At 45.9% G+C, this 26,245-nt stretch carries 29 protein-coding genes, 1 pseudogene and 1 riboswitch; of the genes and pseudogenes, 16 read left to right on the top strand and 14 right to left on the bottom strand.

Annotated elements, in window-relative coordinates:
* Window positions 1-93: 93 nt before the first annotated feature.
* Complete coding sequence (locus tag A8140_RS16470) at window positions 94-846, bottom strand: DeoR/GlpR family DNA-binding transcription regulator (RefSeq protein WP_005531923.1); 753 nt, start codon at window positions 844-846, stop codon at window positions 94-96.
* A complete protein-coding gene (locus A8140_RS16465; protein ID WP_005531922.1) occupies window positions 839-1,591 on the bottom strand; it encodes a glycerophosphoryl diester phosphodiesterase in 753 nt (250 codons plus the stop codon). Before A8140_RS16465 ends, A8140_RS16470 begins: the two co-directional genes overlap by 8 nt.
* 230 nt (window positions 1,592-1,821) lie before the next feature.
* Here A8140_RS16465 and ugpB point away from each other — a divergent pair, with 230 nt between their 5' ends.
* The 8 genes from ugpB to A8140_RS25835 all read left to right on the top strand — a co-directional run bounded on the left by ugpB (window position 1,822) and on the right by A8140_RS25835 (window position 8,170).
* A complete protein-coding gene (gene ugpB / locus A8140_RS16460; protein WP_005531920.1) occupies window positions 1,822-3,129 on the top strand; it encodes a sn-glycerol-3-phosphate ABC transporter substrate-binding protein UgpB in 1,308 nt (435 codons plus the stop codon).
* Window positions 3,130-3,256: 127 nt separating this feature from the next.
* Complete coding sequence (gene ugpA / locus A8140_RS16455) at window positions 3,257-4,138, top strand: sn-glycerol-3-phosphate ABC transporter permease UgpA (RefSeq protein WP_005531918.1); 882 nt, start codon at window positions 3,257-3,259, stop codon at window positions 4,136-4,138.
* The gene (gene ugpE / locus A8140_RS16450) at window positions 4,138-4,986 is read left to right on the top strand and encodes a sn-glycerol-3-phosphate ABC transporter permease UgpE (protein WP_005531917.1); all 849 of its coding nucleotides are present in this window, start codon (window positions 4,138-4,140) and stop codon (window positions 4,984-4,986) included. The genes ugpA and ugpE overlap by 1 nt, the downstream gene beginning before the upstream one ends.
* Complete coding sequence (locus A8140_RS16445) at window positions 4,987-6,144, top strand: sn-glycerol-3-phosphate import ATP-binding protein UgpC (protein WP_005531915.1); 1,158 nt, start codon at window positions 4,987-4,989, stop codon at window positions 6,142-6,144.
* Window positions 6,137-6,946 carry an HAD-IIB family hydrolase gene (locus A8140_RS16440; RefSeq protein WP_005531913.1) on the top strand — a complete coding sequence of 270 codons (810 nt, stop codon included), beginning with the start codon at window positions 6,137-6,139 and terminating at the stop codon, window positions 6,944-6,946. The genes A8140_RS16445 and A8140_RS16440 overlap by 8 nt, the downstream gene beginning before the upstream one ends.
* A 576-nt stretch (window positions 6,947-7,522) precedes the next feature.
* Complete coding sequence (locus A8140_RS16435) at window positions 7,523-7,858, top strand: hypothetical protein (protein ID WP_005531911.1); 336 nt, start codon at window positions 7,523-7,525, stop codon at window positions 7,856-7,858.
* Window positions 7,859-7,913: 55 nt separating this feature from the next.
* Complete coding sequence (locus A8140_RS25840; RefSeq protein WP_005531909.1) at window positions 7,914-8,042, top strand: hypothetical protein; 129 nt, start codon at window positions 7,914-7,916, stop codon at window positions 8,040-8,042.
* A complete protein-coding gene (locus A8140_RS25835) occupies window positions 8,042-8,170 on the top strand; it encodes a hypothetical protein (protein ID WP_005426395.1) in 129 nt (42 codons plus the stop codon). Before A8140_RS25840 ends, A8140_RS25835 begins: the two co-directional genes overlap by 1 nt.
* Before the next feature lie 77 nt (window positions 8,171-8,247).
* On the opposite strand, the gene A8140_RS16430 is transcribed toward A8140_RS25835, so the two are convergent.
* From A8140_RS16430 to A8140_RS16405, 6 genes are all read right to left on the bottom strand, one after another.
* On the bottom strand, window positions 8,248-8,664 hold the full coding sequence (locus A8140_RS16430; RefSeq protein ID WP_005531906.1) for a MarR family winged helix-turn-helix transcriptional regulator: 417 nt from the start codon (window positions 8,662-8,664) through the stop codon (window positions 8,248-8,250).
* A complete protein-coding gene (dmeF, locus tag A8140_RS16425) occupies window positions 8,664-9,572 on the bottom strand; it encodes a CDF family Co(II)/Ni(II) efflux transporter DmeF (protein WP_005531904.1) in 909 nt (302 codons plus the stop codon). The genes A8140_RS16430 and dmeF overlap by 1 nt, the downstream gene beginning before the upstream one ends.
* A 208-nt stretch (window positions 9,573-9,780) precedes the next feature.
* The gene (locus A8140_RS16420; RefSeq protein WP_005531902.1) at window positions 9,781-10,785 is read right to left on the bottom strand and encodes a CobW family GTP-binding protein; all 1,005 of its coding nucleotides are present in this window, start codon (window positions 10,783-10,785) and stop codon (window positions 9,781-9,783) included.
* Window positions 10,775-11,335, bottom strand: coding sequence for an LbetaH domain-containing protein (locus A8140_RS16415; protein WP_005531901.1), 561 nt, complete (start codon window positions 11,333-11,335; stop codon window positions 10,775-10,777). The genes A8140_RS16420 and A8140_RS16415 overlap by 11 nt, the downstream gene beginning before the upstream one ends.
* A 148-nt stretch (window positions 11,336-11,483) precedes the next feature.
* Window positions 11,484-12,818, bottom strand: a complete 1,335-nt coding sequence (locus A8140_RS16410; RefSeq protein WP_005531899.1) for a dihydroorotase — start codon at window positions 12,816-12,818, stop codon at window positions 11,484-11,486.
* 102 nt (window positions 12,819-12,920) lie between these two features.
* Window positions 12,921-13,379 (bottom strand): Fur family transcriptional regulator, encoded by a 459-nt coding sequence (locus tag A8140_RS16405; RefSeq protein ID WP_005531897.1) that lies wholly within the window; start codon window positions 13,377-13,379, stop codon window positions 12,921-12,923.
* Window positions 13,380-13,558: 179 nt separating this feature from the next.
* Between A8140_RS16405 and A8140_RS16400 the strand changes: the two genes are divergently transcribed.
* Window positions 13,559-14,407, top strand: coding sequence for a patatin-like phospholipase family protein (locus A8140_RS16400; protein ID WP_005531894.1), 849 nt, complete (start codon window positions 13,559-13,561; stop codon window positions 14,405-14,407).
* 242 nt (window positions 14,408-14,649) lie between these two features.
* Here A8140_RS16400 and A8140_RS16390 read toward each other — a convergent pair whose 3' ends face one another.
* A complete protein-coding gene (locus tag A8140_RS16390) occupies window positions 14,650-15,498 on the bottom strand; it encodes a pirin family protein (RefSeq protein ID WP_005531893.1) in 849 nt (282 codons plus the stop codon).
* A gap of 321 nt (window positions 15,499-15,819) precedes the next feature.
* Between A8140_RS16390 and cspE the strand changes: the two genes are divergently transcribed.
* The 5 genes from cspE (at window position 15,820) to A8140_RS16365 (ending at window position 19,127) form a co-directional block, all read left to right on the top strand.
* Window positions 15,820-16,032, top strand: coding sequence for a transcription antiterminator/RNA stability regulator CspE (gene cspE / locus A8140_RS16385; RefSeq protein ID WP_005426339.1), 213 nt, complete (start codon window positions 15,820-15,822; stop codon window positions 16,030-16,032).
* Between the two features lie 293 nt (window positions 16,033-16,325).
* The gene (locus A8140_RS25660; RefSeq protein ID WP_005452681.1) at window positions 16,326-16,535 is read left to right on the top strand and encodes a hypothetical protein; all 210 of its coding nucleotides are present in this window, start codon (window positions 16,326-16,328) and stop codon (window positions 16,533-16,535) included.
* Between the two features lie 63 nt (window positions 16,536-16,598).
* Complete coding sequence (locus tag A8140_RS16375) at window positions 16,599-16,739, top strand: hypothetical protein (RefSeq protein WP_005426350.1); 141 nt, start codon at window positions 16,599-16,601, stop codon at window positions 16,737-16,739.
* Between the two features lie 305 nt (window positions 16,740-17,044).
* Window positions 17,045-17,144, top strand: a riboswitch (purine riboswitch).
* 100 nt (window positions 17,145-17,244) lie between these two features.
* Complete coding sequence (locus A8140_RS16370) at window positions 17,245-18,252, top strand: adenosine deaminase (protein ID WP_005531888.1); 1,008 nt, start codon at window positions 17,245-17,247, stop codon at window positions 18,250-18,252.
* 401 nt (window positions 18,253-18,653) lie between these two features.
* Entirely contained in the window at window positions 18,654-19,127 is a 474-nt protein-coding gene (locus tag A8140_RS16365; protein WP_005531886.1) for a peroxiredoxin, read from the top strand.
* 80 nt (window positions 19,128-19,207) lie between these two features.
* On the opposite strand, the gene A8140_RS16360 is transcribed toward A8140_RS16365, so the two are convergent.
* The 3 genes from A8140_RS16360 to A8140_RS16350 all read right to left on the bottom strand — a co-directional run bounded on the left by A8140_RS16360 (window position 19,208) and on the right by A8140_RS16350 (window position 21,792).
* Complete coding sequence (locus tag A8140_RS16360) at window positions 19,208-19,912, bottom strand: class I SAM-dependent methyltransferase (RefSeq protein ID WP_080619522.1); 705 nt, start codon at window positions 19,910-19,912, stop codon at window positions 19,208-19,210.
* 198 nt (window positions 19,913-20,110) lie between these two features.
* Window positions 20,111-20,518 (bottom strand): SPOR domain-containing protein, encoded by a 408-nt coding sequence (locus A8140_RS16355; RefSeq protein WP_005531883.1) that lies wholly within the window; start codon window positions 20,516-20,518, stop codon window positions 20,111-20,113.
* Window positions 20,519-20,622: 104 nt separating this feature from the next.
* Window positions 20,623-21,792: a D-alanyl-D-alanine carboxypeptidase family protein gene (locus A8140_RS16350; RefSeq protein ID WP_005531881.1), complete on the bottom strand. Its 1,170-nt coding sequence runs from the start codon at window positions 21,790-21,792 to the stop codon at window positions 20,623-20,625.
* Between the two features lie 477 nt (window positions 21,793-22,269).
* Between A8140_RS16350 and A8140_RS16345 the strand changes: the two genes are divergently transcribed.
* Window positions 22,270-23,877: a BCCT family transporter gene (locus tag A8140_RS16345; protein ID WP_005531879.1), complete on the top strand. Its 1,608-nt coding sequence runs from the start codon at window positions 22,270-22,272 to the stop codon at window positions 23,875-23,877.
* Window positions 23,878-24,202: 325 nt separating this feature from the next.
* Here A8140_RS16345 and yghU read toward each other — a convergent pair whose 3' ends face one another.
* Complete coding sequence (gene yghU / locus A8140_RS16340; protein ID WP_005531877.1) at window positions 24,203-25,063, bottom strand: glutathione-dependent disulfide-bond oxidoreductase; 861 nt, start codon at window positions 25,061-25,063, stop codon at window positions 24,203-24,205.
* A gap of 212 nt (window positions 25,064-25,275) precedes the next feature.
* On the opposite strand from yghU, the pseudogene A8140_RS16335 reads away from it, so the two are divergent.
* A pseudogene (locus A8140_RS16335) lies at window positions 25,276-25,526 on the top strand (dihydrofolate reductase family protein); the annotation flags it as partial.
* Between the two features lie 84 nt (window positions 25,527-25,610).
* Here the strand turns inward: A8140_RS16335 and A8140_RS16330 are convergent.
* The gene (locus A8140_RS16330) at window positions 25,611-26,138 is read right to left on the bottom strand and encodes a GNAT family N-acetyltransferase (RefSeq protein ID WP_005531873.1); all 528 of its coding nucleotides are present in this window, start codon (window positions 26,136-26,138) and stop codon (window positions 25,611-25,613) included.
* Between the last annotated feature and the right edge of the window lie 107 nt (window positions 26,139-26,245).

Below are 26,245 nucleotides of genomic sequence, written 5' to 3'. Positions count from 1 at the left end.
GAAAGCGGAACGTAACGACGCGAGAGATAGCCAAAAGAAAATCGAAAGCCGCCTGTGATGGCGGCTTTTTTGTGTTCTTTTATTCTTCTTTCATTAGTTACTGAAAACGCGATCGAAATAACTAAGCGGAGCCACCTTGGTATTGGCTCTGCGCTGCCATTTGCTGTTGTTCGCCACCAGCCACTTTTGCTCCGAGTTAGCCAAAATCGCTTGGCTCACTTTGGCTTCTCGTAATTCGTGTTCCATTGCGAACGGCTGAGTATCAATCGTTGTGCTGCCAAGGTTGATCATGTCGGAATGCGACTGCGCGATTTCGGTCACGCCTGCACAACCAATAATGCCAATATCCGCCGAGAACTGACCATAAAACTGCTCTACGGAGCCATCTACCACGTCGCGATCGTTAGTACGAATACGCCCACCGGGAATCCAAGTTTCAATATTCTCAAAGTGAGAAAGAATGTGTGCCGCTTCAAAGTTATTCGTCACCACACGAAGCTCGCTGTGGTTCGCCAAACGCTCGGCAATCAACGCGATAGTCGTGCCGATACCCAAAAATAAAGTCGCCCCGTTCGGGATAGCTTTGACCACTTCATCGGCGATGGTCTGCTTTTCTTGTTGATTGGTGACTTGGCGAGAGGCATAACTGCGGTTGGTTAAGGTAGCAGGCAATCCGACACCACCATGATGGCGTCGGGTCAGTCCTAATTGGCAAAGCTGATTGATGTCACGTCGAATGGTTTGCGTCGTGACTTCAAAGCGTTGAGCAAGCTCTTCTATCGAACAATATTCTTGCTGATGAACCAGTTCAATGATGCTTTGCTGGCGGACGTTTAGGTCATTCATTCAGTGCGGGTTCTCGTTTGGCTAAAGGCACTTCTACTTTGTAACGTTGCGGGATGTCGGTAATCATCATATCCACTCCCCACAGCCAATGTGCTTCAACTAATTGGGGAAAGTTCGGTGTATAGCAAAACAGCTGGTAGCCAAACTGCTTGATCTGCTTCGCTTGTGACTCAGTCAAGAAACGGTAATCACAATGCACACTGTAAGCATCGATATGTTGCAACACGATAGAAAAATCGTCTGAAACCTCTTGCCATAACTGCCCTCTTCTCACTTCTGGCAGGTAGTTTCTCATCGTCATCAAGGCTTCAGTGTTGAAGCTAGAAAAGAGAATGGCATCCGCCTCGACGTCCAAACGCTCAATGACCTGTGCAACCTTTTCGCACAGCAGATCAATTTCATCGCCTGAGTAGATCTTCAATTCAATATTGAGCTTCACGCCCGCTCTCGAAGTGAGCTCAAGCGTCTCTTCTAAACTAGGAATATGTTCGCCTGCGAAGTCATCGCCAAACCATAAACCAGCGTCCAACAATCTTAATTCATGCCAAGTCAGCTCTTTAACTTTGCCTCGGCCGTTCGTGCAGCGGTTTACGGTGTTGTCATGAATAACCACAGGAATGTTGTCAGCACTGAGCTGAACGTCGATTTCAATCCATTCGCAACCGAATTCAATGGCGCGTTGGATTGCCGATAAGGTGTTTTCTGGAGCCAAACTGGATAAGCCACGGTGTGCCGTTATTGTCATTTTTTATTCCGTCTTTTTCATTTGTTTTCAAATGAACTATCTCAGCCCTCAATGACGATTTGATTACAAAATCGTGACGAAAATAATGCTCAAATAAGTTCATTTTTCTGTAACTAGAACGTCATTTGACTCATTTAATGTTCATTTGAATTTTTTGAAGCGGATTCATTATCAAAGTGAACATCCGCAAGGAATCAACCTGTTCAAATCATCTATGAAAAGGAATCATTATGGCTATGAAACACCTCGCCGGACTTGCTGTTGCAGCGGCATTGATCAGCACACAAGCACAAGCAAAAACTGAGGTTGAGTGGTGGCATGCAATGGGCGGCGCGCTGGGTAAAAAGGTCAACGAAATTGCCGCAGACTTTAACGCAAGCCAATCAGAATACGAGATCAAGCCGGTTTACAAAGGCAGCTACGCAGAAACCATGACCAGTGCTATCGCGGCGTTCCGAGCAAAAGAGCAGCCAGCGATTGTACAAGTATTCGAAGTGGGTACGGCGACCATGATGGGCGCAGACAAAGCGATTTATCCTGTTTACCAATTGATGGAAGACACCAAAGAGTCGTTCAACCCTGATGATTACCTTGCAGCCGTAACAGGTTACTACACCACCAACGACGGCAACATGCTTTCCCTGCCATTTAACAGCTCAACGCCAGTGCTTTACTACAACAAAGACATGTTCGCAAAAGCTGGCGTAGAAAACCCACCAAAAACATGGAAAGAGATGGAAGAAGTGTCTCGTAAGCTGCTGGCATCTGGTGCGAAGTGTGGTTTCAGCACAACGTGGCAATCATGGACGCAGATCGAAAACTTCGGTGCGCGTAACAACGTTCCTGTGGCCAATAACAACAACGGTTTTTCGGGACTAGACACTAAGTTCAAGTTCAATGATTCTGCGTTTGTTCGTCACATCGAACAGATGGGTAAATGGTCGAAAGAAGGCATCTTCAAATATGGCGGTCGCCAATCTGATGGTATGCCTTTGTTCTACACTCAAGAGTGTGCAATGACTATGGGCTCGTCGGCAGGTCTGGCTGGCATTAAAGAGAACATGAAAGACGTTGATATCGGCGTAGCGCAACTGCCTTACGACTCAGAGATCGTCGCTAAGCCACAAAACACCATCATCGGTGGTGCATCACTTTGGGTTCTTCGTGGCCATTCAAACGAGGAATACAAAGGCGTGGCGAAGTTCTTCTCTTACCTTTCTAGTGCAGAAGTTCAAGCAGATTGGCACCAGTTCACGGGTTACCTACCAATCACTAAAGCGGCTTATGAGCTGACTAAAGAGCAAGGCTTCTACGCTAAGAACCCAGGCACAGATACAGCGGTTCTACAAATGACGTCAACCGAGCCGACAGAAAACTCGAAAGGCATTCGCTTTGGTAACTTCCTGCAAACACGCGACATCATCAACGAAGAGCTAGAAGCAGTGTGGGCAGGCAAAGCAACGGCACAAGCTGCGCTAAACAATGCAGTTCGTCGCGGTGACGAGCAGCTACGTCGCTTTGAGCGCACACAGAAGTAACGAACATTTATAACGAACAATGGTGCGCTGAGTCTTATTCAAATAACCGCTCAGATACGCACTCTCCCCGCCCACTTTGGGTGGGGAATTCGTTCACACACCTTGCCTGTTTTACTTTGGTATTTGTATGTCCTCACCTGTTGTTTTTAAAAACAAATGGCTTCCGGTTGCGTTGATTGCACCTCAGTTGTTGATCACCTTGGTGTTCTTCATCTGGCCGGCAGGACAAGCCATTTTCCAATCTTCACAACTTGAAGATGCTTTCGGTATGAGCCGTGAGTTTGTGGGCTTGGAGAACTTTGAAAAGCTCATCCATGATCCCCTTTACCTAGATTCACTAATGACCACGCTGCAATTTAGCATCAGCGTTGCGGTGCTCGCGTTGGTCAGTGCGCTTATCCTTTCCGCTTTTGCCGAGCAAATCATCCGCGGTGCAACCATGTATCGCACCTTCTTGATTTGGCCTTATGCGGTCGCCCCTGTCGTCGCGGGTTCGCTCTGGTTGTTCCTGTTCGACCCAACCATCGGTGTGATGACCGAGTTATTGCATCTGTTTGGCGTAGACTGGAATCCAACACTCAACGGCACCCATGCTATGTGGATGGTGATCATCACCTCGACGTGGAAGCAAATCAGCTACAACTTTCTATTCTTCTTAGCGGCGCTTCAATCCGTGCCAAAGTCTTTGCACGAAGCCGCAGCCATTGATGGTAGCGGTCCGATCAAACGCTTTATCACCATTAGCTTCCCACTGATTTCACCAACCAGCTTTTTCTTGTTGATCGTGAACTTTGTTTATGCGTTCTTTGATACGTTCGCCATCATCCACGCGATGACACAAGGCGGTCCGAGCAACAGCACCTCGACCTTGGTTTACAAAGTCTACAACGATGGCTTTATCGGGCTGGATTTAGGTTCATCGGCCGCACAGTCCGTGATCCTGATGATCTTGGTTGCTTCCCTGACTGTGATTCAATTTAAGTATGTTGAGAAGAAGGTGGCGTACTGATGGTAGAAAGAAGACCGTTTTTTAATCTGTTTTGCCATGTCATTTTGATTCTTGGCATCATTTCGATTGCGCTTCCGGTTTGGATTGCAATCGTCGCAACGACCCATGAGAACAGTGCATTCGCTACTGGCACTCCACTTTGGTTTGGGGACTTGGGCTTTAGCGTATTTACTGACTTGTTGAGTAACGACATTCAGTACAACAACAATACTTTGCCGATTGGCAGCATGCTGCTGAACTCTTTCATTATGGCGATGTGCATTACCATTGGTAAGTTGAGCATTTCCATCATGTCTGCCTATGCTGTGGTGTTCTTCCGTTTTCCGGGACGAATGCTGGCGTTCTGGATGATCTTCTTCACGCTGATGCTACCCGTTGAAGTTCGCATCATGCCGACGTTTAAGGTGATTACGGACCTCAACATGCTCAACTCATTTTACGGCTTAACCATTCCGCTGATTGCCAGTGCAACCGCCACTTTCTTGTTCCGTCAGTTCTTTTTAACGGTACCGAATGAGTTGGTGGAAGCAGCACGAATTGATGGCGCAGGACCAATCAAGTTCTTCTTCGATATCTTGTTGCCTCTGTCGCGTACCAACATCGCTGCACTGTTCGTCATCACCTTTATTTATGGTTGGAACCAATATTTGTGGCCGCTTTTGATCACCACCGACGTGCATTACTACACCATTGTGATGGGCATTAAACAGATGCTCGGAGTGGTTGATGGTGTGATCGAATGGAACAAAATTATGGCCACCACCATTATCGCCATGTTGCCACCAGTAATTGTGGTAATTGCAATGCAAAAAGCCTTTGTTAAAGGTCTGGTAGATTCGGAGAAATAAATGTCCACGTTAACTCTTTCAAATATCGCTAAATGTTATCCGAACGGCTATCAGGCGATCCAAAAACTCAATCTTGATATCTGCGACGGTGAAATGGTCGTATTGGTTGGCCCAAGTGGCTGTGGTAAATCCACCCTACTTCGCATGATTGCGGGCCTAGAAGAAATCAGCTCTGGTGAGCTCAAAATCGACACCACAATCGTCAACGACCTCGAACCTGGCGAGCGCGACATTGCCATGGTTTTCCAGAACTACGCCTTGTACCCGCACATGACGGTGTACAACAACATGGCTTATGGGCTGCGCAACCGCAAAACACCGAAAGCGGAAATCGAGCGATTGGTTCACGAAGCAGCAAAGATGCTTGAGCTGGATCACCTACTCAACCGCAAACCGGGGCAGCTCTCTGGCGGGCAACGTCAGCGTGTCGCGATGGGGCGTGCAATTGTACGTGAACCAAAGGTGTTTCTGTTCGATGAGCCTCTGTCTAACCTAGACGCCAAACTGCGTGTTCAAATGCGTTTGGAAATAAAGAAGCTGCAACGTCGCCTTGGTACTACGTCAGTTTACGTTACCCACGACCAAGTGGAAGCAATGACACTTGCGGACAAACTTGTCGTGCTGAACAAAGGCAATGTCGAACAAGTCGGCACACCGCTAGAAATATACGACAACCCTGCCTCTCTGTTCGTCGCGACCTTCATTGGCTCACCATCCATGAACATCTTGAATGGCAGTGTTTGCGTTGATGGCATTACTATTGGTGACGCACTGCTTCCTACATCCACAACAAACTTGGATTTGGATGAAGTTAAACTGGGTCTTCGTCCAGAGCATTTACAAATCAGCCAACATAACCCATGGTTGCAGGTAGAAGTCGAATTGATTGAGTCGCTCGGTGCTGACTTGCTGCTTTACTGCCGCACAGAAGGCGATGATTCACAAAAGCTGGTTGTTCGTGTTGAGGGGCATACGCCGATTCAAATTGGCGACAAGCTTGGTCTGGATATCAAACCAAAGCATGTTCATCTATTTGATGCCAACACAGAAAAGCGCATCGAGTGTACACTGGCTCCAGCGGTGTCACTGCAAGACGTCAGTAACAATACCCAAGAAATCAATCCTAAAGTAAACAAGCAAGGAGTGGTGAATGCCTAACCCGTTATCAGAGCTCAATTTGGAGAGCCTGAAACAGATCGAATGGCTACTGACCGACGTGGACGACACGTTGACTTGGCAAGGTAAACTGCCACCAGAGACATTAGTTGCGCTAGCCGAGCTAGAGCGTGTGGGCGTAAAAGTGGTCGCAGTCACAGGCGCCTGCGCTGGGTGGTGTGACCAAATGGCAAAGATGTGGTCACTGCATGGTGTAATTGGTGAAAATGGCGCGTTTTGGATGAGAAAAGACGCGACAGGATTCAACACCACCTTTGCCCGTCCGGCAGAAGTGATGCGCAAAGAACAGTATGCATTGCAAGAAAGCATTGCGGGCATTTTGGCAGAGTATCCTGATGTCGATTTCAGCCACGATCAGAGCTTTCGCTACTGCGACGTGGCGGTGAACATCGCACAAGATAGAGCGCCGGTTCCTCCTTCTACAACAATGGAAATCCTCAATCGCATCGTGAATTTGAATGTGGAATCTCACCCCGTCAATGCAACATTGAGTTCAATTCACATCAATGCGTGGGTGGGCAATCATAGTAAGCGCACTAGTGGTAAAGCCTACATTAGGCAGTTCAATAATGGCGAGTTGCCGAGCTTAGGGCACATCACGTATGTGGGTGATTCATTGAATGATGAAGGCATGTTTGAATGGTTGCCAACAACCTTTGGCGTGAACAACATTCGCCCTTTACTGGCGAAACTGAACCATCAACCAAGCTTTTTGACTGAGGAAAATGGCGGCTTTGGGTTTGCACAGTTAGCAAGTCTTATCGTCAAAGCGAAAAGACAGTAACAAGCTAAAGAAGAGACTAAATAACTAAAAAAAGACACTCAATCCAAATATCACCATGGAGGGGGGAAATATATTCGGATTGAGTGCAAAGCAGGAGTAAAGACTGCGGCGGATTGCACGAGAAAATCAAACTCTCAATCTTTATTAAGCACTCCAACGAGAAAAATAATATCGCTTTTTTGATGTATTTATAATTAGCAGTTATGAACTTTATTCACCGCAAGTGCTTAAAAAACTCCCATATCGAAATACCTCTCAAGCCCTTGCTATACCCAGTATTTATTCATGTTAAACGAGTCTCAATGCTCATAATGGCCAAGTCCGCAACAAAAATTGCTTGTTGTCCTCACTAGTTATTTTTGTTTGTCGCATCCAGAAGCAGCCCATATTATCCGCAACACAAGGGATAACCTTCCTTGAGCTCTTTAACAATCAAATGCCGTACTTCCTCATCTGGCCACTTTCCTACTCATGTAAAAATTCCCTTTTGATTCTCATTTTCTAATTTTTACAACCACTGAGCAGAGCATTTAACGCTGTGTTCAACATTACAGTCTATTCATGTAGGAAATCATCGTGGATAAATATCAAGCTGCATACGCTAAGCGTCTAGAAAAACTGAAGTGCAATCGTTCACCAAAAGCTATTGCACGTATTTCGGCGTGGGATGCATTTTTTAACAAAGAATACGAGATGCAAGATCTAGAGTCTCAAATGGCAGACTCAGCACGTCATCACTATGAGCAATCTGACGTTAAAAATGAAATCAGTTTTGGTTCATTCAAACGCGCATTCTATAAAGAATCGATCGTGATTTATGACCTAACCGATGGCGCTTCAATTCAGAAAGTATTCACACCGCTACTTGTGCTAACAACAGCATGGATACTGTTTGTGTGTTTTACCAAGTAATTGAAGACCCCGAATTCATTAAGCAATAGAAAAACGATTGGTAGAGAGTTTAAGGATGAAAGGAAGAAACATTGCGGCATTTGCCATTGTGGTGGCAGCATTTGCGTTTGGTTATGGCTTTAAATCCTACCGAGAAGCAAATGGTGTCATTTACCCAACCTTTAAGAAGGAGTTTAATCTCTAATGCCTAAGATTACCCTTCTGCTACTCGCAACGACTGTCGCCATGGGCGTGACTGGTGCTGCATTCTGTGTTGGCATTACGTATGCGTTTACACAACTGCCAATCGAACAAATTCTATCGAGCTTATAAAAAAAGTAGAGCATTTCGGTGCTCTACTTTTTTGCTATTCGAGACTCAATATCTGAGTGTAGAAACGAAAAGCGCAATCAAAATTCTCTGTTCATCTTCTGTAAGCAAGCAAACAAAATCGCCTGATGATCCGGGTCGATATTACGCGTTAAGTCTTGCACCAAATCTAAATGCAGCTGATTGTGATGACGGTGAATCTCCTCACCAGAAGGAGTGAGCTTCACTACAATTGCGCGGCGATCTTCTGGATGCGTACAACGCTCAATAAGCTCCGCTTTTACCAGTTTCTCAATTTGAACCGTTAACGTGCCTGTTGTAATACCGAGCTTCTCCGCCAGTTCTTTCATACGCAACGCACCATGCCCACCTAACACTTCAATCGTGTGGATTTGAGCCAGTGAATAACCCGTGCCTTTTACTACAGATTGCTCCCAAGAAGACATTTTGTCATAGAACTCGGTAAGCGTTTGATTCAGCTTTTCTAATTCGCGCATCACTCAGTCGTTTGAACTTCCAAAGTTAGGTGGTGAATCTTATCAAATTTACTCAATAATTGCTTAAATTCATCCAGCGTTTTGTCACTGTGATTTTTTAGCGCAATTGCCGCAGAGTAATGGTGACCACTCACCTTCCAGATGTGTAAATCAACAATCTCAGCATAAGGTGCAAGCGTCTCTGTAATCTCATCTCGGTAAGACTTGTTGATGCTCTCATCCAACAACACTGGCGCTGTTTGCTTCATTAAACCCAAAGTCCATTTACCAATCACAACGGCACCAACGATCCCCATCATGGCATCCAACCAAGTCCAACCGTAAAACTTACCGACAATCAACGCGACAATCGCCAACAGAGACGTCAACGTATCCGCCAGTACGTGGAAATACGCTGCGGTTAAGTTGTGGTCGTGATGATGTTCGTGATCGTGTCCATGGTGATCATGATGGTCATGCCCATGATGATGGTGATCTTGCAGAAGCAGCATGCTTGCAAGGTTTACCACTAAACCAATCACCGCCACCATAATGGCTTCGTTAAACTGAATGCTTTCAGGGTTGAAGAGACGATGAATCGACTCGACCATCATCATCAATGCCACAATCCCTAACGCAATCGCACTGGTAAAACCGCCGAGCACACTCACCTTACCCGTACCAAATGAGAAGCGGTCATTATGGGCGTTTTGTTTCGCGTAGCGGTAAGTAAACAGGGTGATACAAAATGCCGCTGCGTGTGTCCCCATATGCCAACCATCTGCTAGCAATGCCATTGAGCCAAACATGGTTCCGGCAGCAATCTCCACCACCATGGTGGTCACGGTTAGGATCAATACGTAGAGCGTGCGTTTTTCACCCTTCTGGTTATGAGAAACGAAATCATGTGAGTGTTGCGATACAGCCATTGAGACACTTACCTTCCAATTTTAGTTTGATTATCAAATTATTTGATTTCAATTTAATTTGATAATCAAACAATGTCAATATGGAAAGTCAACATCACCAAAAGATCATGATCGTGGTGTTAATGAAGAATAGGAATAGGAAAAAATGCAGAGGGAGATGAGAAAGAAACACGGGCATTAATGAGGATAATGCCCGCTGTTATTAGCCTTAAACCAATTCACAAGACAGAAGCTGTGCCTCAAATTGATCATCAATGCTGTCTGCAATCAGTTCAATTCGGCTTTCCGCGCAGTCATCCAACTCCACTTCCTGTAGCCCATCAGGCGTTAGGTTGTAGCCATAAATGCCATCGCCAGTAATAAACACCGCTTTCATGCGCTCCACTTCCAGCTCGACCAGAAGAGGGATCAACTTCCGGCGATCGAACACTTTCTCTGGGGAAAAACGCCAACCGACACTCTGGAAACCTTCGCCTGAATTGGTCGCTTTGAGCACACCACTCTCAGGCATTGGCATATCTGAAGCCAACGGCTTGTCACTTGCATGGTGATGGTGATGGTGCGGCGGATGCTCATGAATGTTGGTCTCACCCTCAAATTCAGCAAACGGAATCACACCATGCTGAGCAAAAACCACCTTTGTATTCGGGCGCCCAACTTCCGCCACGTAAGCTTCGAGCTTCTGGGTATCACCCTCTTGATACAGATCTAGCTTGTTACCCACCACTGTATCGGCAATCGCAATCTGTTGGTTGAACGTGTCATGCTGTGTATAGCGCACATCCGCAAGCTTACGCGCGTCGACCAAAGTGATGTTCTTTTGTAGCGAAAGCACTTGGCGATAGTGATCTGTCGACAACACTTGCAGCACTTCTTTCGGGTGACCAAGCCCAGTAGGTTCAATCAGCAGACGGTCTGGCTTCGCTTCATTAAGTAGTTGGTTTAAGGCGATTTGCATTGGCAACCCCGCAGCACAGCACATGCAGCCGCCAGGTACTTCACGAATAAACACTTGCTGCTTTTCGCTTTGTTGCCCCTGAACTAAGCTGCCATCAACGCCGATTTCACCAAACTCATTCACTAATACCGCCCAGCGCTCGTTCTCTGGCTTGTTCGCCATCAAATTCAAAATCGCAGAGGTCTTTCCTACGCCCAGAAACCCAGTAATGATGTTAGTAGGAACACCAAGTATGGGTTGGTTCTCAGAGCTCATTGGCAATTCTCCTATAGCCTTGCACCAGCTCGTGGTTTGCTGAAACCACAGACTCCGAAAACGCCGAGTATTCTGGCGGCACTTTGGAGATGCTGTTCAAATCAAAGTCGGCGCCGATATTGGTCATCGGCGGAACATGGAAGTTCTCTGGCAAGTCTAGTCCATCTACCACACAGTTATGGCGAATCACACAACCTGTGCCAATCACAGCATTAAACACCACGGAGTTAAAACCGATAAACACGTCATCACTGACTTCACATGGGCCATGAATAATAGAACGGTGCGCAATCGACGAACGCTCTCCAATGGTCACAGCTGCACCGGCTTTTGAGTGGATGACCACACCATCTTGAATGTTAGTATCGCGCTTGATGACGATGGCTTCCATATCGCCTTGCTCGTTCACTTCATCAGCACGAATCACCGCATAAGGACCAATAAAAACGTTATCTTCAATGATCACTTTGCCACAGATGATCGCCGTCGGATCGATGAACGCTGTTTCCGAAACTTCAGGCATGTGACCAGTAGGATTTCTTCTTAACATATTGATTTCTCTTTATTCGGTGCCTCAAAGACACTCAAGCTACGACAACTATACTTCTACAAATAAAGCCCAAAGAAAGCGGATAAATGTAAGCTTTCGAAAATAAACTGAGCTTTCAAATAATCTAAGTTTTTGAAAAACGTGAATCCTAGCGATCAAATACCAATCGCATGGCGTGTGCAGCGCGCTCATTCACTTGTTGGTTGGCATACACTAGGCCGCCATTGACCCATGTGTTCTTAATTTGAGCCGAGAACTGGTGACCAGCAAATGGCGACCAACCACAGTGGTATAAGCTGTTCTCGTTCGTCACCGGCGTTGGTGCTGCTGTATCAACAAGAACCAAATCTGCAAAATAGCCTTCACGGATAAAACCGCGCTCCTGAACACCATAACGAATCGCTGGGTTGTGGGCCGTTTTCTCTACCACTTGCTCCATCGTCATGTGCCCGCGAGCAACTTGATCGAACAAAGACAGCAGTGCGTGCTGCACCAGAGGTAAGCCCGCTGGCGCTTGCTCATAAGGCACCTGTTTTTCTTCCCATGTGTGAGGTGCGTGATCAGTGGCGATAATGTCAATTTGGCCAGTACTCAACGCTTTTAGAATGGCTTCGCGGTCGCTTGGGTATTTTACGGCTGGGTTGCATTTAATTTGGTTACCACGCTCTGCATAATCTTCATTGCTAAACCAGAGGTGGTGAACACACGCTTCTGCAGTGATGCTCTTACCTTGAATCGGGCCCGCTTCAAACAAAGCCAGTTCTTTTGCTGTCGTGATGTGCAGAACATGCAGCTGACTGTTGTGCTTCTTGGCCAGCTCTACCGCATAAGAGGAAGACGCATAACACGCTTCGTCATCACGCAGTAACGGATGATCTTCAATGGTAAATTCCGACTTCTCTTTAAGTAGTCGCTGTTTGTTTTGCGTAATCAAAGGGCCACTCTCACAGTGCGTCACTATCATCACTGGTGAATCACGGAAAATTTCATCTAAGGCTTGAGGTGCTTCGACCAACAAATCGCCCGTAGAAGCACCCATAAACACTTTCACGCCGCAATGCTTCTTCGGATCAAGCTGTTTGATTTGCTCAAGGTTGTCTTCGGTTGCACCAAGGTAGAAAGAGTAGTTCGCGAGGGAGCTCTGCTCGGCAATAGAGAATTTACGTTCTAGCGCCTCAATGGTGGTCGTTGCAGGACTAACGTTCGGCATTTCCATATAGCTTGTAATACCGCCGGCAACCGCCGCCCTAGATTCTGTCGCTATCGAACCTTTGTGCGTCAACCCCGGCTCACGAAAGTGCACTTGGTCATCAATCATACCGGGAATCAAATAGCACCCTTTCGCATCAATCACCGTATCTTCCGGTTTAGCCGCGATGTTGGCTGAGATAGTGTCAATTCGCTGACCGACAATTCGTAAATCGGTCTCGATAATGGTTCCTTCGTTGACGACAAGGGCGTTTTTAATCAGTGTTACAGACATAGCGGTTCAGAACTCCTTGCTGATGATGCTAGTAGTGGGAAGGGATAAACGTCATTGAGTGTGATGAATACGCAGATAGAGGACATTCAAAAACAGCTATATTTACTTGGATCTAGCGCAGTCATCACAAACACAATTGATCTCTAATTGAGGGCTGACAACGGTGAAACCTTCTTCTTTTGCATGGGATTGCAGACCGTGAATCAAGGTTGGATCGATGGCTTGCTCGCTGATTTTGTTGCATTTGGAACAGATGAGAAATTGAGGAACGCCGTGTTCGTGCTCGCAGAGAATATGGGAGCAGACGATGTATTTATTGGAAACTTTAAGCTTGTGGGCTAAATGCTCGCCTTCAAGAAAATCCAAGATCCGATAAACTGACATCGCCTGAATATTCTTATCGAAGTGAGCTTTGCAGTAATCCACTAGCTCATAAGCAGAAAGCGCTTTATCGGCATGAACCAACGCTTGCAACACCAGCTTCCTCTGCAATGTTAACTGCTTTCCTTGAGCTCTAAAGCTGACCTCTACATGCTTAATAATGGCGTCAATATCGCTCATTCTCCCCCCACACAAGACACACGCTACCGTTTAATATTTTTAGTAATTGTTATGTTATAACATAAACCAAAGATTCATCAAGGTGACGATCAAGCGAACACAACTTGGGTATGGGCATTAGATCCGTTACTCTAATTAACTCGTATCCCAAATCAAAAAAATCAAAACGGATGGCTAGGATGGAACAAGTTGGCTCTCGAGCGCTGATTGTAGAAGGCGGCGCGATGCGTGGGGTATTCTCCTGCGGCATACTCGATCACTTTATGGAACAAGACTTCTCCCCTTTTGACAGCTTTTGGGGCGTCTCGGCGGGCGCTAGTAACTTAGCAGCTTACCTTGCAAAAATGCCGGGCAGAAACCTCAAGATCTACCTCGATTACAGCTTACGCAAAGAGTTTATCTCCCCCACGCAACTCGTGCGCGGTGGCGATATGATGGATTTAGATTGGATGTGGGACGTCACTCTTAAAGAGTTGGGCATTGATCGAGCCGTGCTTTCTGCCGATCCTCGACCGTTCTTTTTAGGCGTCACACGACAAGACAACGGACAACCAGAATACTTAACACCATCCGTAGAGATGTTGGCGGAGACCATGAAAGCCAGTAGCGCGTTACCAATTATGTACCGCAATGGTGTGCCATTAGATGGCGTAAGGTACGTAGACGGTGGTGTAGCGGATGCTATTCCTGTTGCTGAAGCCATCAAACGCGGTGCGACAAAAATCATGGTGCTACGGAGTCAACCGGCCAGTTATCGCAAATCCAAACCTAAGTTTGAAAAGCTCACTTCTCGTTTACTGAAAGATCATCCAGCATTGATCGAGCCAATGCTTACGCGTCATGTCCGATACAACCAGAGTTTGGAATTAATAAACAATCCACCAGCAGGCGTTGAGATCATTCAAATCTGCCCACCAGAAGGCTTTAAGTTAAAGCGTTTGAGCCGATCCCCTGAGCCTTTACGTGAAGCTTATGAACTGGGTGTGGAATATGGTCAGCACGCCATCGAGCGCTGGGAGCAAAGCTAAACGCTCGCCCAACCCAAAAAGCGGGCTTAACTCAATCACCGATTCTCGGTCATAAAACCTGAACAACAAAAAAAGCCACACCATGTCGGTGTGGCTGATGCAAATTCGATGGCAGTGGATATCGTCTTTGCTTGCGTATAAGCCCAATTAACGGGCTCCAAATCACTTCGAGTTTTCCTCTCGTATTCATACCTAGAGCATCATTTTCAAGACTTTGTACTGGCTATCGGGCATTAAATGCCTTAGTAGGTTTCAAACACGCCAGAGTTGTAGTCTTGAATCGCTTGTTCAATCTCGTCGATGCTATTCATCACAAACGGGCCATAGTGCACGACAGGTTCATTAATCGGTTCGCCAATAAAGAGCAACACGCCACTGGTGTCATTGGCTTGTAGCGCCACCCATTCTCCTTGAGAAAGCAATGCCATCTCGCCTTGCGTGACAACACGTTCACCCGCTTTGATGCTGCCTTTGTAAACATAGGTCATCATATTATGATGTTTAGGCGTCATAAGATTGAGCGCGGCGCCTGAATGAGCTCGCCAATCGGCAACAGTCACCAGTACACCCGTTCGGCTCAATGGGCCATGAATTACCTCATCACCAATGTTCAGCTCACCAGAGATAACACGGACTAAACCGTGAGCCTCTGCACGATGCTCGGTAATGGTTTCCGGCTGGAAATCGTGATACTGCGCCGGAGAAATCTTGTCTCGTGCTGGTTGGTTAATCCAAATTTGGAAACCATGTAGTTCACCGTCTTCCATGATTGGCATTTCACTGTGAATCACACCACGGCCTGCCGCCATCCATTGCGCGCCGCCGGAACGGAGCTCACCAACGTTGTTCATGTGATCACGATGCTGGAAGTGCCCAGTCAGCATATAGGTCAGAGTTTCAATACCACGATGTGGATGCGGAGGAAAACCGCCAACATAGTCTGCTCGTTGGTCTGATTTCAATTCATCCACCATCAAGAATGGTGAAAAGCTTTTATTGTTGAATCCGGCTACGCGACGAATTTTCACTCCATCCCCATCTGCTGTTGCGTGCGATGGAATGATCTGACGAATCTCTCTCACTGTACTCATAATATTGCCTCCCTTATTGGTATGGATTCATTGTAGGAAGACGGATAAAAATCATGAGGGGATGAAATTGTTCTACTCCATCAGTTTTTTCGAACGAAAAAAAATGAAAAATAAATGTAGCTATTTTTTAAACACACTGTATAGTGGCGCCTGGCTCTAGAAAAGAGCTGTTAATGCTACATTTAGTTTAAGTTCCCTCTCAGTAACACCCTGAACTCTCGGTTCAGACTCCTGCGTAAAACTTCCTCTTGATTGCACATTCAATAGCTTAAAAAAGATCCACCACAATTCGTATATTATTGTTTAATTTCAGAGGTTTTTATGTCTGGTAAAGTAACTGGTTCAGTAAAATGGTTCAACGAAACTAAAGGTTTTGGTTTCCTAACTCAAGACAACGGCGGCCAAGATGTATTCGTACACTTCAACGCTATCGTTGCTGACGGTTTCAAAACTTTGACTGAAGGTCAGAAAGTAAGCTTCAATGTAGAAGACGGTAAAAAAGGTCCTCAAGCGACTGAAGTTACTCCTCTATAAGATAGCTTTTCTTGGTGCAGCATTTCCTCGCTGCACCAAACTCTCTCCCCCTTCAAAAATTCCTCACACTTAACAACTCGCAAGTATTCTTGCTCGGTTTTCTGCTGCCTAAAATAAATGGGCTGCGGACACGATATCTATCGTTGGAATGTTATATCTATCAAATACGATAGCCATCGTTGATATTTCACTTACTTAAAATTAGGAAAAATTATGTCTAAAAGAACAGGTCGCCAAAGACACTGGTACCAATTATTGAATAAAGAAAAGATCACTAAAAAACAGGAGAATAAATGATAGAGATTGAATTCCGTTTAAAACAACCCGACATCTCTTGGAACGCCAAAATTCATCAACTTAACAGTGATATTTTGAGGCGCCATATATTGCCAAAACTCCAATCCGCTTGCTATCTCATTGATTTTAAATACTGTGAGAAAACCTACTCTGGTGACATTCTGTGTGACTCAGGTTCAAAGCTAGGAAGTTTTATTATTAAATAAATCAATTTTCGTGCATTAATGAATGATGCGGAAATTTAGGAAGAAATTCCCAAGGTGAAAAACATGGCAAATAAAAGCAAGAAGCAGATTGAGCAAGAAAAGAAAGAGTCCGAACAAAACGCAGCTGCGATTAAACAAAGAACGCGCCGCCGAATTGAGGACATCATGGAGCAAAGAGAATTTGATAAAATGTTCGAGCTATAATTACATTTCCTTCCAATTCCTTTTCTTTTCTCCTCTCAATCTAAAGTATCGATGTGCAAGGTATCGCCACCCCTTCTCTCAGTTCACAATGAGAGCTCACAATGAGCAACGCACAATAAACTCGATATGACTCCAATGTTTCTCGCATGATGTGATTCAGTATTAGCCACTGGACGTTCGAAAATCAGCAAGGTGTGTGCTGACAACGAAACCATCATGCGATGAAATCACTGCAACGTTATTTATCCCTTATCCCTTAGATAGTACAATTTCATCAACGGCTCTGGTCAACCTTCAATTTTTGCGTATAATTGCGCCGTTTGCTTCGTATAACCCCAATGATATGGTTTGGGGGTCTCTACCAGCTCCCGCAAAGTGCTGATTACGAAGAGTTGAGATCACTGCGGATCTTACTCTTTGTAATAGCGTTCGATTTTTCTCAATCTATACCTATCCTTAGAGTAATTGCATCCACAACAACCATAAGAAAAAGTGGGAGTTTATTATGAACGCATTTATTCAAGGTCTTCCAAAGGTAGAGTTACACTTACATATCGAAGGTTCGCTAGAGCCAGAACTACTGTTCGAACTGGCACAACGCAACAACATCGACATTCCTTACGAGTCACCACAGGAACTGCGCAAAGCATACGAGTTCGAAGATTTGCAGTCTTTCCTAGATATCTATTATCAAGGCGCCAACGCGCTGCGTACGGAACAAGATTTCTATGATTTGACGTGGGCATACCTAGAGCGCTGCAAAGCCGACAACGTTATCCATACTGAGATCTTCTTTGACCCACAGACCCATACCGATCGCGGCATTGAGTTTGAGACGGTCATCAATGGTATTCACCGTGCTATGCAAGATGGTAACGAACAGCTAGGTATAACGTCTCAAATCATTGCGTGCTTCTTACGTCATCTATCGGAAGAGAGCGCGATTGAAACGCTGCAATCAATCATCAAGCATCAAGACAAAATCATCGGTGTCGGTTTGGATTCTTCAGAGCTTGGTCACCCACCAGAGAAGTTCAAACGTGCTTTCCAACAAGCCAAAGACGCTGGCTTATTGACCGTTGCACACGCTGGTGAAGAAGGCCCGGCACAAAACATTGTCGACTCTGTCGAGATGCTCAGTGTCAGCCGTGTTGACCATGGAGTTCGCTGCGTTGAGGATGAATCATTAATGGATGCCCTGATCGAAAGCAAAATGCCCCTGACGGTTTGCCCATTATCGAACATTAAGCTGTGTGTATTTGATGAAATGGAACAGCACAACATTGTCGACTTGTTGCGTAAAGGCGTAGCGGTGACGATTAACTCGGACGACCCTGCGTACTTTGGTGGTTACATGACGGATAACTTCATGGCGGTCAGCAATGCTCACCCAATGACGAGGTCAGAACTCGCTCAGTTCACGATCAATGCGATTAACGCGAGCTTCATTAGCGAGGCACTTAAAGCCAAATACCGTGCACAAGTCGCTGATTACTTAGCAATCACTGACTGATAAGTAAACTAGGGCTGGTTCTCTAGTCTTTTTGCTATCTATCTGCAACGGTGGATACATGAAGTTGCAGTTAACCGAGCTCAACATTAAGAACGCTTTAATACTCAGTTGGTCTATGTTCTCTTTATTGGCTGCCTACCATAAGAAAAACATAATGGATATAAGCATTCACTTCACCGTCCGCACATTTGTGAATCACTGAGCAATATCCTTCGCAACAAGTCTCGACTTCACTCTTATAAGTCTTATCTAAACGCCATTTAGCCAACATACAAACCGCCGACTCAGGCGGTTTGTTTTTATGAAGCCTATTAAGCCCTTACATTTCGTCTGTGGTTAGGTGGTCGTTTTGGCGCTAGACTGAGTGAGCGAAATAACGCATACACAAAAGGAAGAAAATCATGATTCAACAAGGTCAAGCATTGCCTGCTGCGACGCTAAGCGAACTGACTGCCGATGGTATGGTAAACCATCAAGTAACAGAGCTGTTTGCAGACAAGAAAGTGGTTCTATTTGCGGTACCAGGTGCATTTACTCCGACGTGTTCAGAAGCGCACCTTCCGGGTTATGTTGTACTGGCAGACCAACTAAAGGCGAAAGGCGTGGACCTGATTGCTTGTGTATCTGTTAACGATGCATTCGTGATGCAAGCTTGGGGCGAGGCACAGAACGCGTCTGAGCTGTTAATGCTGGGCGACGGCGACGCAAGCTTTACCAAAGCACTAGGTCTAGAGATGGATACTGGTGGTTTTGGTGGCGTTCGTTCACAACGTTACGCAATGATCATCGACAACGGTGTCGTGACCACATTGAACGTTGAAGAACCAAAAACGTTTGAAGCGAGCAAAGCAGAAACCATCCTCGCTGCACTTTAAACGCAAAGCTAAGATCACAAAACGGAAGCCGATATGCTTCCGTTTTTTCTATCTGAATACGGTGAGAGTCCCGAGCGGTATTAGCTCAACGCGACACACTTGATAAAGATGAAGTTAGGGTACGTCGCCAAGCGTTGGTAGTGCTCCTGCGAGATTTCACGAATCTTCTCATTCACTTTACCCTCTGAGACAGCCAGCATCGCCATGTTACTTCCCGTAATTGCATCCATAATGTCTTGCAATGAGCGGCGGTAGAATGCGACAGAAACAGGCTTTCCAATCGTGTCCCACACATCTTCGATTCGCTCTTTCTCAAAGTAATTATCCGATGCAGAACATTCAAAATCGGCGAATGGATGATGAGTTGAGAATACAAACTGGCCTCCAGGCTTCAACACGCGCTGAATGTCATTGAACAAGGGACGAAGGTCTTCAATGTAATGCACCATCAATGGACAAATCACCAAGTCATACTGAGCATTCGCCTCTTCAGGCAAACCAAGTGCCAAGTTCTGAGCATAAGCGTTGACCGAGTCACCAAGCTTGTCTTTAACGATATCAATCATCTCTTGCGCAGCGTCGATACAAGTCACGGAAGTGGCGCCGCGCTCCAAAAGAATTTGCGCGTAAATACCTGAACCACAGCCTAAGTCCAGCACCTTTTTGCCAGCCACATCACCGACAAGTTCAAGGGTATTTGGGCGCTCAAAGTGCGCGTTGTACAAGTTATCTTGCGCCGCTAAATCGTATTGCTTTGCGTAGGTGGTGTACATTTCTTGCCTCATGGTGACTCCGACAGGAAAAGTGGGATGCGGAGACTAGAAAATACTCGAAAATAAGTAAAGTAAAAAGCACGTCAGATGAGTGATCTTGCGCGTACATTGAAGAAGATTTGTGACTAGTGGTTAGGTTGAGCCTTTCCAACCGATTGCAAAGGCTCGATACATAACAATAAAGCGCTTACAGGGACGATAAGAACTGCTCTAGCGCATTCGCACTACACTGGTTTCTTGCTTGCGCTGCATTTCTGCAAATGTCATGACAAAGGGAGAAGATTGTTTAACACGGCTTGGCAATGAAGACAGCGCATTGTAGGCATCCTGCTTAGTCTTAAAATCCCCGACGGTTACGGTATACCAGCGAGTACCACGGCTATTCTTCCAGTTCACCCAAACCGGATGCTTCGGGTCGATGTAACGAATGTATTCTTTCACATCCTTCTCTTTCTTCAACGCCAACACCTGCATGGTGTAGTGGTTAGGGTTGAGGTAGCCATAAGCATCTTGCGATGACATCACCCCCACACACTGTCCAGTTTCGACAGGTTGATGCTGTGGCATGACACAGCCAGTAAGTGACATAGCCAAAGTCAAAGATAGAATCTTTCGCACGCGTAACTCCGTTTTTTTGTTCTGAATGGTTCTCTTGATGAGTGCTCAAAACAAAAAGGCGACCATTTCGGCCGCCTTAGTAAATTTAATATTGGGAATCTTGGTTAGAACCAGCTTGCCACAAGACGTTTGAACCAGTCCATCAAACGCTTAAAGATACCGCCTTCATCAACAGGCTCTAGCGCAACCAGTTCCGCTTCTTTCACCACGTCACCGTCAACTTTGTACAGTACCTTACCAACTACTTGATTTTGTTGAATCGGTGCCATCAGGTCGCCGTTGTATTCCACTTCCGCTTCCAGCTTGTTCACGTCACCTTTTGGTAGTGTTAGGTAGATATCGCGGTCAACACCCACTTTTAATTCGTCTTGGTTACCCATCCAAACACGTGCCGTTGCCACTTCTTTACCCGCTTGTGTCGGAACAACCGTATCGAAGAAACGGAAACCGTAGCTCAGAAGCTGTTTACTCTCTGATTCACGTACGCTCGGGCTTTTCGCGCCCATCACAACCGCGACTAAACGCATGTCTCCGTTGGTTGCAGAAGTCGCCAAGCTGTAACCTGCGCCGCTGGTGTAACCCGTCTTCATGCCATCAACACTCATGCTGCGATCACGTAGCAAGCCGTTACGGTTGTATTGGGTAATACCGTTATAAGTAAACGACGTTTCGCTGTATAACGGGTAGATATCTGGCAGGTCATGAATGATCGCACGGCCTAGCGTTGCGATGTCGCGCGGGGTTGAATACAGACCATCACTGTCCAAACCATGTGGGTTGGTAAAGGCAGAGTTAGACAAACCAAGTTGGTTCGCCCAACTGTTCATCAAACCAACAAAGCCAGCTTCACTACCCGCAACATGTTCTGCGATGGCGACACTGGCATCGTTACCCGATTGAACAATCAGACCTCGGTAAAGATCAGAAAGTGAAACCGACGTCCCTACCTCGATAAACATCTTTGACGAATCTGGGAAGTTTTTCGCCCAGGCGTTGCGGCTTATCACCACTTCATCGTCTAGGCTGATGTTACCTGACTTAACCTCTTGGCCCGCAACATAAGCCGTCATTAGCTTAGTCAGACTTGCCGGGTTGAGGCGCTTGTCGGCATCACGTTCCACTAGCACAGTGCCAGTGTGGTAATCCATTAAAACATAGCCACGAGAGCTCAGCTCTGGTGCATTAGGAACAACGGTAGGAGCAGCAAAACTAAACGCAGAAACAGCAGTCAAGGTGGTCGCTAACGTAGCATTGAATAAAGTGTTTTTTCTCATAGCAGCATTCTGTGGCTTACAACTTACAAACTAAGTCGAGTATATGGAAACGCTGTTTAGTTACAGCACCTCTGTTACGATTGGTTACGTTTACTCGATATTTGTCGAAAAGAATGCGAAGTCGGTTGAAGTTTATGCTTATTCGTTCGCCAATTCGGTGAAATCATGACTTGCGACTCGCTTCCATTGTTCACTCATTGCCGAGCTGACTAAGACACCCCCAATTGAGCAAGCCATGCACAGATAACACCCGAGCAATGCTTACACATCAAAACATTACACATCGTTGCATTTTTCATATAAAAGCCTGCCAAATATCGAAATAACGTCTAAAAAACCCTTTGAGTTGCATTGTTTTACACAAAACACTATGATCGCGTCGCATTTTTTAATTTGAACTCAAAATAATTGGAGGGCGGTTTTAGTGTTTTTCTTGTTCAAGAAAGACACATTTAAAAAAGCGTATATGTTGTATTTATGGATAATGCACTAAAAAAATATAGTATCGACACTACCGACTATCAGGTTGGTCAAGATAACGTTCAAAAATGGGGATTTGATATCCACAATCCAGTATTCGGAATTAGTGCTGGTCTTGTTCTTCTCTGTCTTGCTTCTCTTCTCATTGTTGACCCTACTACTGCTCGTGACGCCTTAAATGGTTTAAAGAACAGCATCATTTCAGACTTCGACTCGTTCTTTATGTGGTCAGCAAACTTCTTTATCTTATTCGCTATCGCGATTCTTTTATCTCCTCTGGGTAAGATCAGAATCGGCGGTAAAAACGCCGTTGCGGAACATTCAACCGTCTCTTGGTTATCGATGCTTTTCGCTGCGGGTATGGGTATCGGCTTGTTGTTCTGGAGTGTTTCAGAACCAACGGCATACTTTACCAATTGGTTTGGTACCCCTTTCAATGTAGAACCTTACACGGAAGAAGCGAAATCACTCGCGATGGCCGCCACCATGTTCCACTGGGGCATCCACGGTTGGGCGATTTACGCCATTGTTGCACTCTCGCTGGCCTTCTTCGCATTCAATAAAGGTTTACCGCTTTCTCTGCGTTCTGCGTTTTATCCTATCTTTGGCGATCGCGCATGGGGTTGGTTAGGCCACGTTATCGATATTCTGGCGGTACTCGCAACGCTATTTGGTCTCGCGACTTCTCTGGGCTTAGGTGCGCAACAAGCCACCAGCGGTATTAACCATGTATTTGGTTTAGAAGGTGGCATTGGTACGCAAATGATTGTTATCGCCTTCGTTACTTTTATTGCAGTACTGTCTGTGATTCGAGGTATCGATGGAGGTGTCAAACTACTAAGTAACATCAATATGGCGGTTGCGTTTGCGCTGCTGGCTTTTGTGATGTTTATTAGCTTCGATATTGCGACAACATCCATTTGGGATACCGCTGTCGCGTACGCACAGAATATTTTACCGCTAAGTAACCCTGCCGGTCGTGAAGACACAGAATGGATGCATGGCTGGACAGTATTCTACTGGGCATGGTGGGTATCTTGGTCACCATTTGTGGGAATGTTCATCGCGCGCGTATCGAAAGGTCGTACCGTTCGCGAGTTCATCTTCGCGGTTATCGTCATTCCAACTACCGTTACACTGGTTTGGATGGCAGTCTTCGGTGGTATCGCCCTTGATCAAGTAGTGAACAAAGTCGGCGAACTTGGTGCCAATGGATTAACGGATATCTCGCTTACTCTATTCCACGTCTATGACGCGATGCCGTTTAACTCGATCATCTCTGTGCTCTCTATAGTCCTGATTTTGGTGTTCTTCATCACCTCATCAGATTCTGGCTCATTGGTTATCGATAGCATCACTGCCGGCGGTAAGATTGATGCACCAGTGCCACAACGTATTTTCTGGGCATGTATTGAAGGCTCTATCGCTGCCGTTATGCTCTGGATTGGTGGTAAAGAGGCACTGCAAGCGCTGCAATCTGGTGTTGTCGCGACAGGTTTGCCATTCACGTTGGTGCTGTTAGTGATGTGTGTGAGCCTGATTAAAGGGTTAAGGTCTGAGTTACCTGCCTATCAAAACACGGTGCAGAAAGCACCTGTCGCCTAATTCATCCTGAGCAGAAACGTATAACGATACGGCTCATCGAAGGTTGAGATAACAAACGAGCGTCTATTTGGCGCTCGTTTTTTGTTTCTGGCTAACCACGCTCAGCAGGTACTCAACCAACACTCAAGACCTGAACTTAGGACATAAAAAAGCCCCAAACAAAAAAGATTTGGGGCAAATAAAGCAATGAGTTATTGGTTAAGGGTTACTAACTCACCACTGGAACAACGTCAGGTTTACGACCTTAATTATTACGTAATTTCACTTTGAAACGATCAAAAAAGGAATGCCGAAGCATTCCTTTTTGTTTACTGAAAAAGCGAGGTTATTCTGGCTTCTTCGCCAGTGCCGCATCAATGTCTGCTGCGCTGTGACGCTCTGCCACGTGATCCCACTCTTCACCCCATGCACGGTTAACGATGCGACCACGCTGCACTGCTTCACGCTCATCAATCGCTTTCGCCCAACGCACAACGTTTTTGTAGCTTGCTACGTCTAAGAATTCAGCCGCATCGTAAGCACGACCCAGCACAAGATTGCCGTACCAAGGCCACGTTGCAATATCAGCGATGCTGTACTCGTCACCGCCTAGGTATTCATTATTCGCAAGACGCTTGTCTAGTACGTCTAGCTGACGTTTTGTTTCCATCGTGAAACGGTTAATTGGGTATTCAAACTTCTCTGGCGCGTATGCGTAGAAGTGACCAAAACCACCACCTAGGTATGGTGCAGAACCTTGTAGCCAGAACAACCAGTTCATTACTTCAGCACGCTTCGCACCTTCTGTTGGTAGGAAGTGACCAAACTTCTCGGCTAGATAGAACAAGATGTTACCCGATTCAAAAACGTTCACTGGCTCGTCACCTGAACGGTCAACCAAAGCCGGAATTTTCGAGTTCGGGTTGACGGACACAAAGCCAGAACCAAACTGGTCGCCATCGCCAATCTTAATCAGGTATGCGTCGTATTCTGCTTCTGTTACGCCTGCCGCCAAAAGCTCCTCAAACATGATCGTCACTTTCTGACCGTTTGGTGTACCCATTGAGTAAAGCTGGAATGGGTGCTCACCAACTGGAAGTTCTTGCTCATGACGTGCACCAGAATCCGGACGGTTGATACTCGCCCACTGACCGCCGTTCTCGTTATCGTTTGTCCAAACTTTTGGTGGAATGTATTCGTTAGTCATTGTTATCCCTTATTGCGTTTGAATGCATCTTCAAACTGACGGCTCTAGCGCGCCAGCAAGCATCATTAAATTCGTCCCTTCACCATCAGCTTTGGGCATACCCAAGATATTAGGTCGAATTCGCTAAATAAAAGTCCTGCCATCTCTTTTAGTTAGAACCTTTGGTTATGGGAATTTCTTTCACGATATAAGCAAAAACAGCGCGTTAATGTGAGCTCAAAGATGTGCTTACTGATTTGAATGCAAAAGGCTTTAACGAGCTTTACATCGACGGCGGTGTGACAATTCAGAATTTCCTCAAAGAAGATCTTATCGACGAAAGGTGATCACTCGCTTCCCTATTTTACTTGGCGGCGGCGCACCGTTGTTTGGTGACTTAGAGCAGCCACTACACTTTAAAGTCGCGAAAAGCGAAGTAGTGCTAGATACCTTGGTTAAAACCACTTACATACGTGAGCGATAGTTTGCCGCGATAGCTAGAACAAAAGAAAGGCGCCATTCCTGATAGTTGAAAAGCGCCTTTCCAATGGTCGAATCTATCCTGCTGTTACCGCTTTGCGCCAGACAGTCCGCTTGATCCAGACTCAACGTCACCCGTGTGACCTATCCAAAGTTGATAGAAGTCGGTTTCATCGTGTTTCGGGTTCCTACGCGTGAACTCCCAACCATTGCGCTTATAAAAAGTGAGTGCCCTCGTGTTCGTTCGGCTTACAGAAAGTACCGCACGCAAGCACCCCGCCTGGCTCAACGTTCTGACGATATACTCTTGCACTTTAGGGGCAAGCCCTAATCCACGAAAATTCGGTTTTAGATAAATAAGGTGCACATAGCCCGTGTCCGGCTCGGGTGAAAAGCTGCGAAATTCGAGTTGCCCTGCAAACTCGCTATCCACAAATATATGAATGTAGAACCAACCTGATGTCGATAATCGTTCCAAGACTCGCTCACGATAGCCACTGATGAAGTCCTCGAAGCCATCATAGTGTCCGAAGCTACAAAAGTACGCATCCTTCCTAGATGCAACACATAGCTCGAAATCGTCATCCATGTTTATCTGTCGAAAAGTAATTTCCATCTTTACCTTTTTCCTAAATCAAATATAACGCCTAACTAAACAGGCAATAAACGGCGTCCCCACAAGGTACTATGATCAGGGATGAAAACCTAGTAGCAACTCAATCA

The organism is Vibrio campbellii CAIM 519 = NBRC 15631 = ATCC 25920, from assembly GCF_002163755.1.
GTDB lineage: Bacteria > Pseudomonadota > Gammaproteobacteria > Enterobacterales > Vibrionaceae > Vibrio > Vibrio campbellii.
This window is presented reverse-complemented; position numbering and strand designations above follow the sequence as displayed.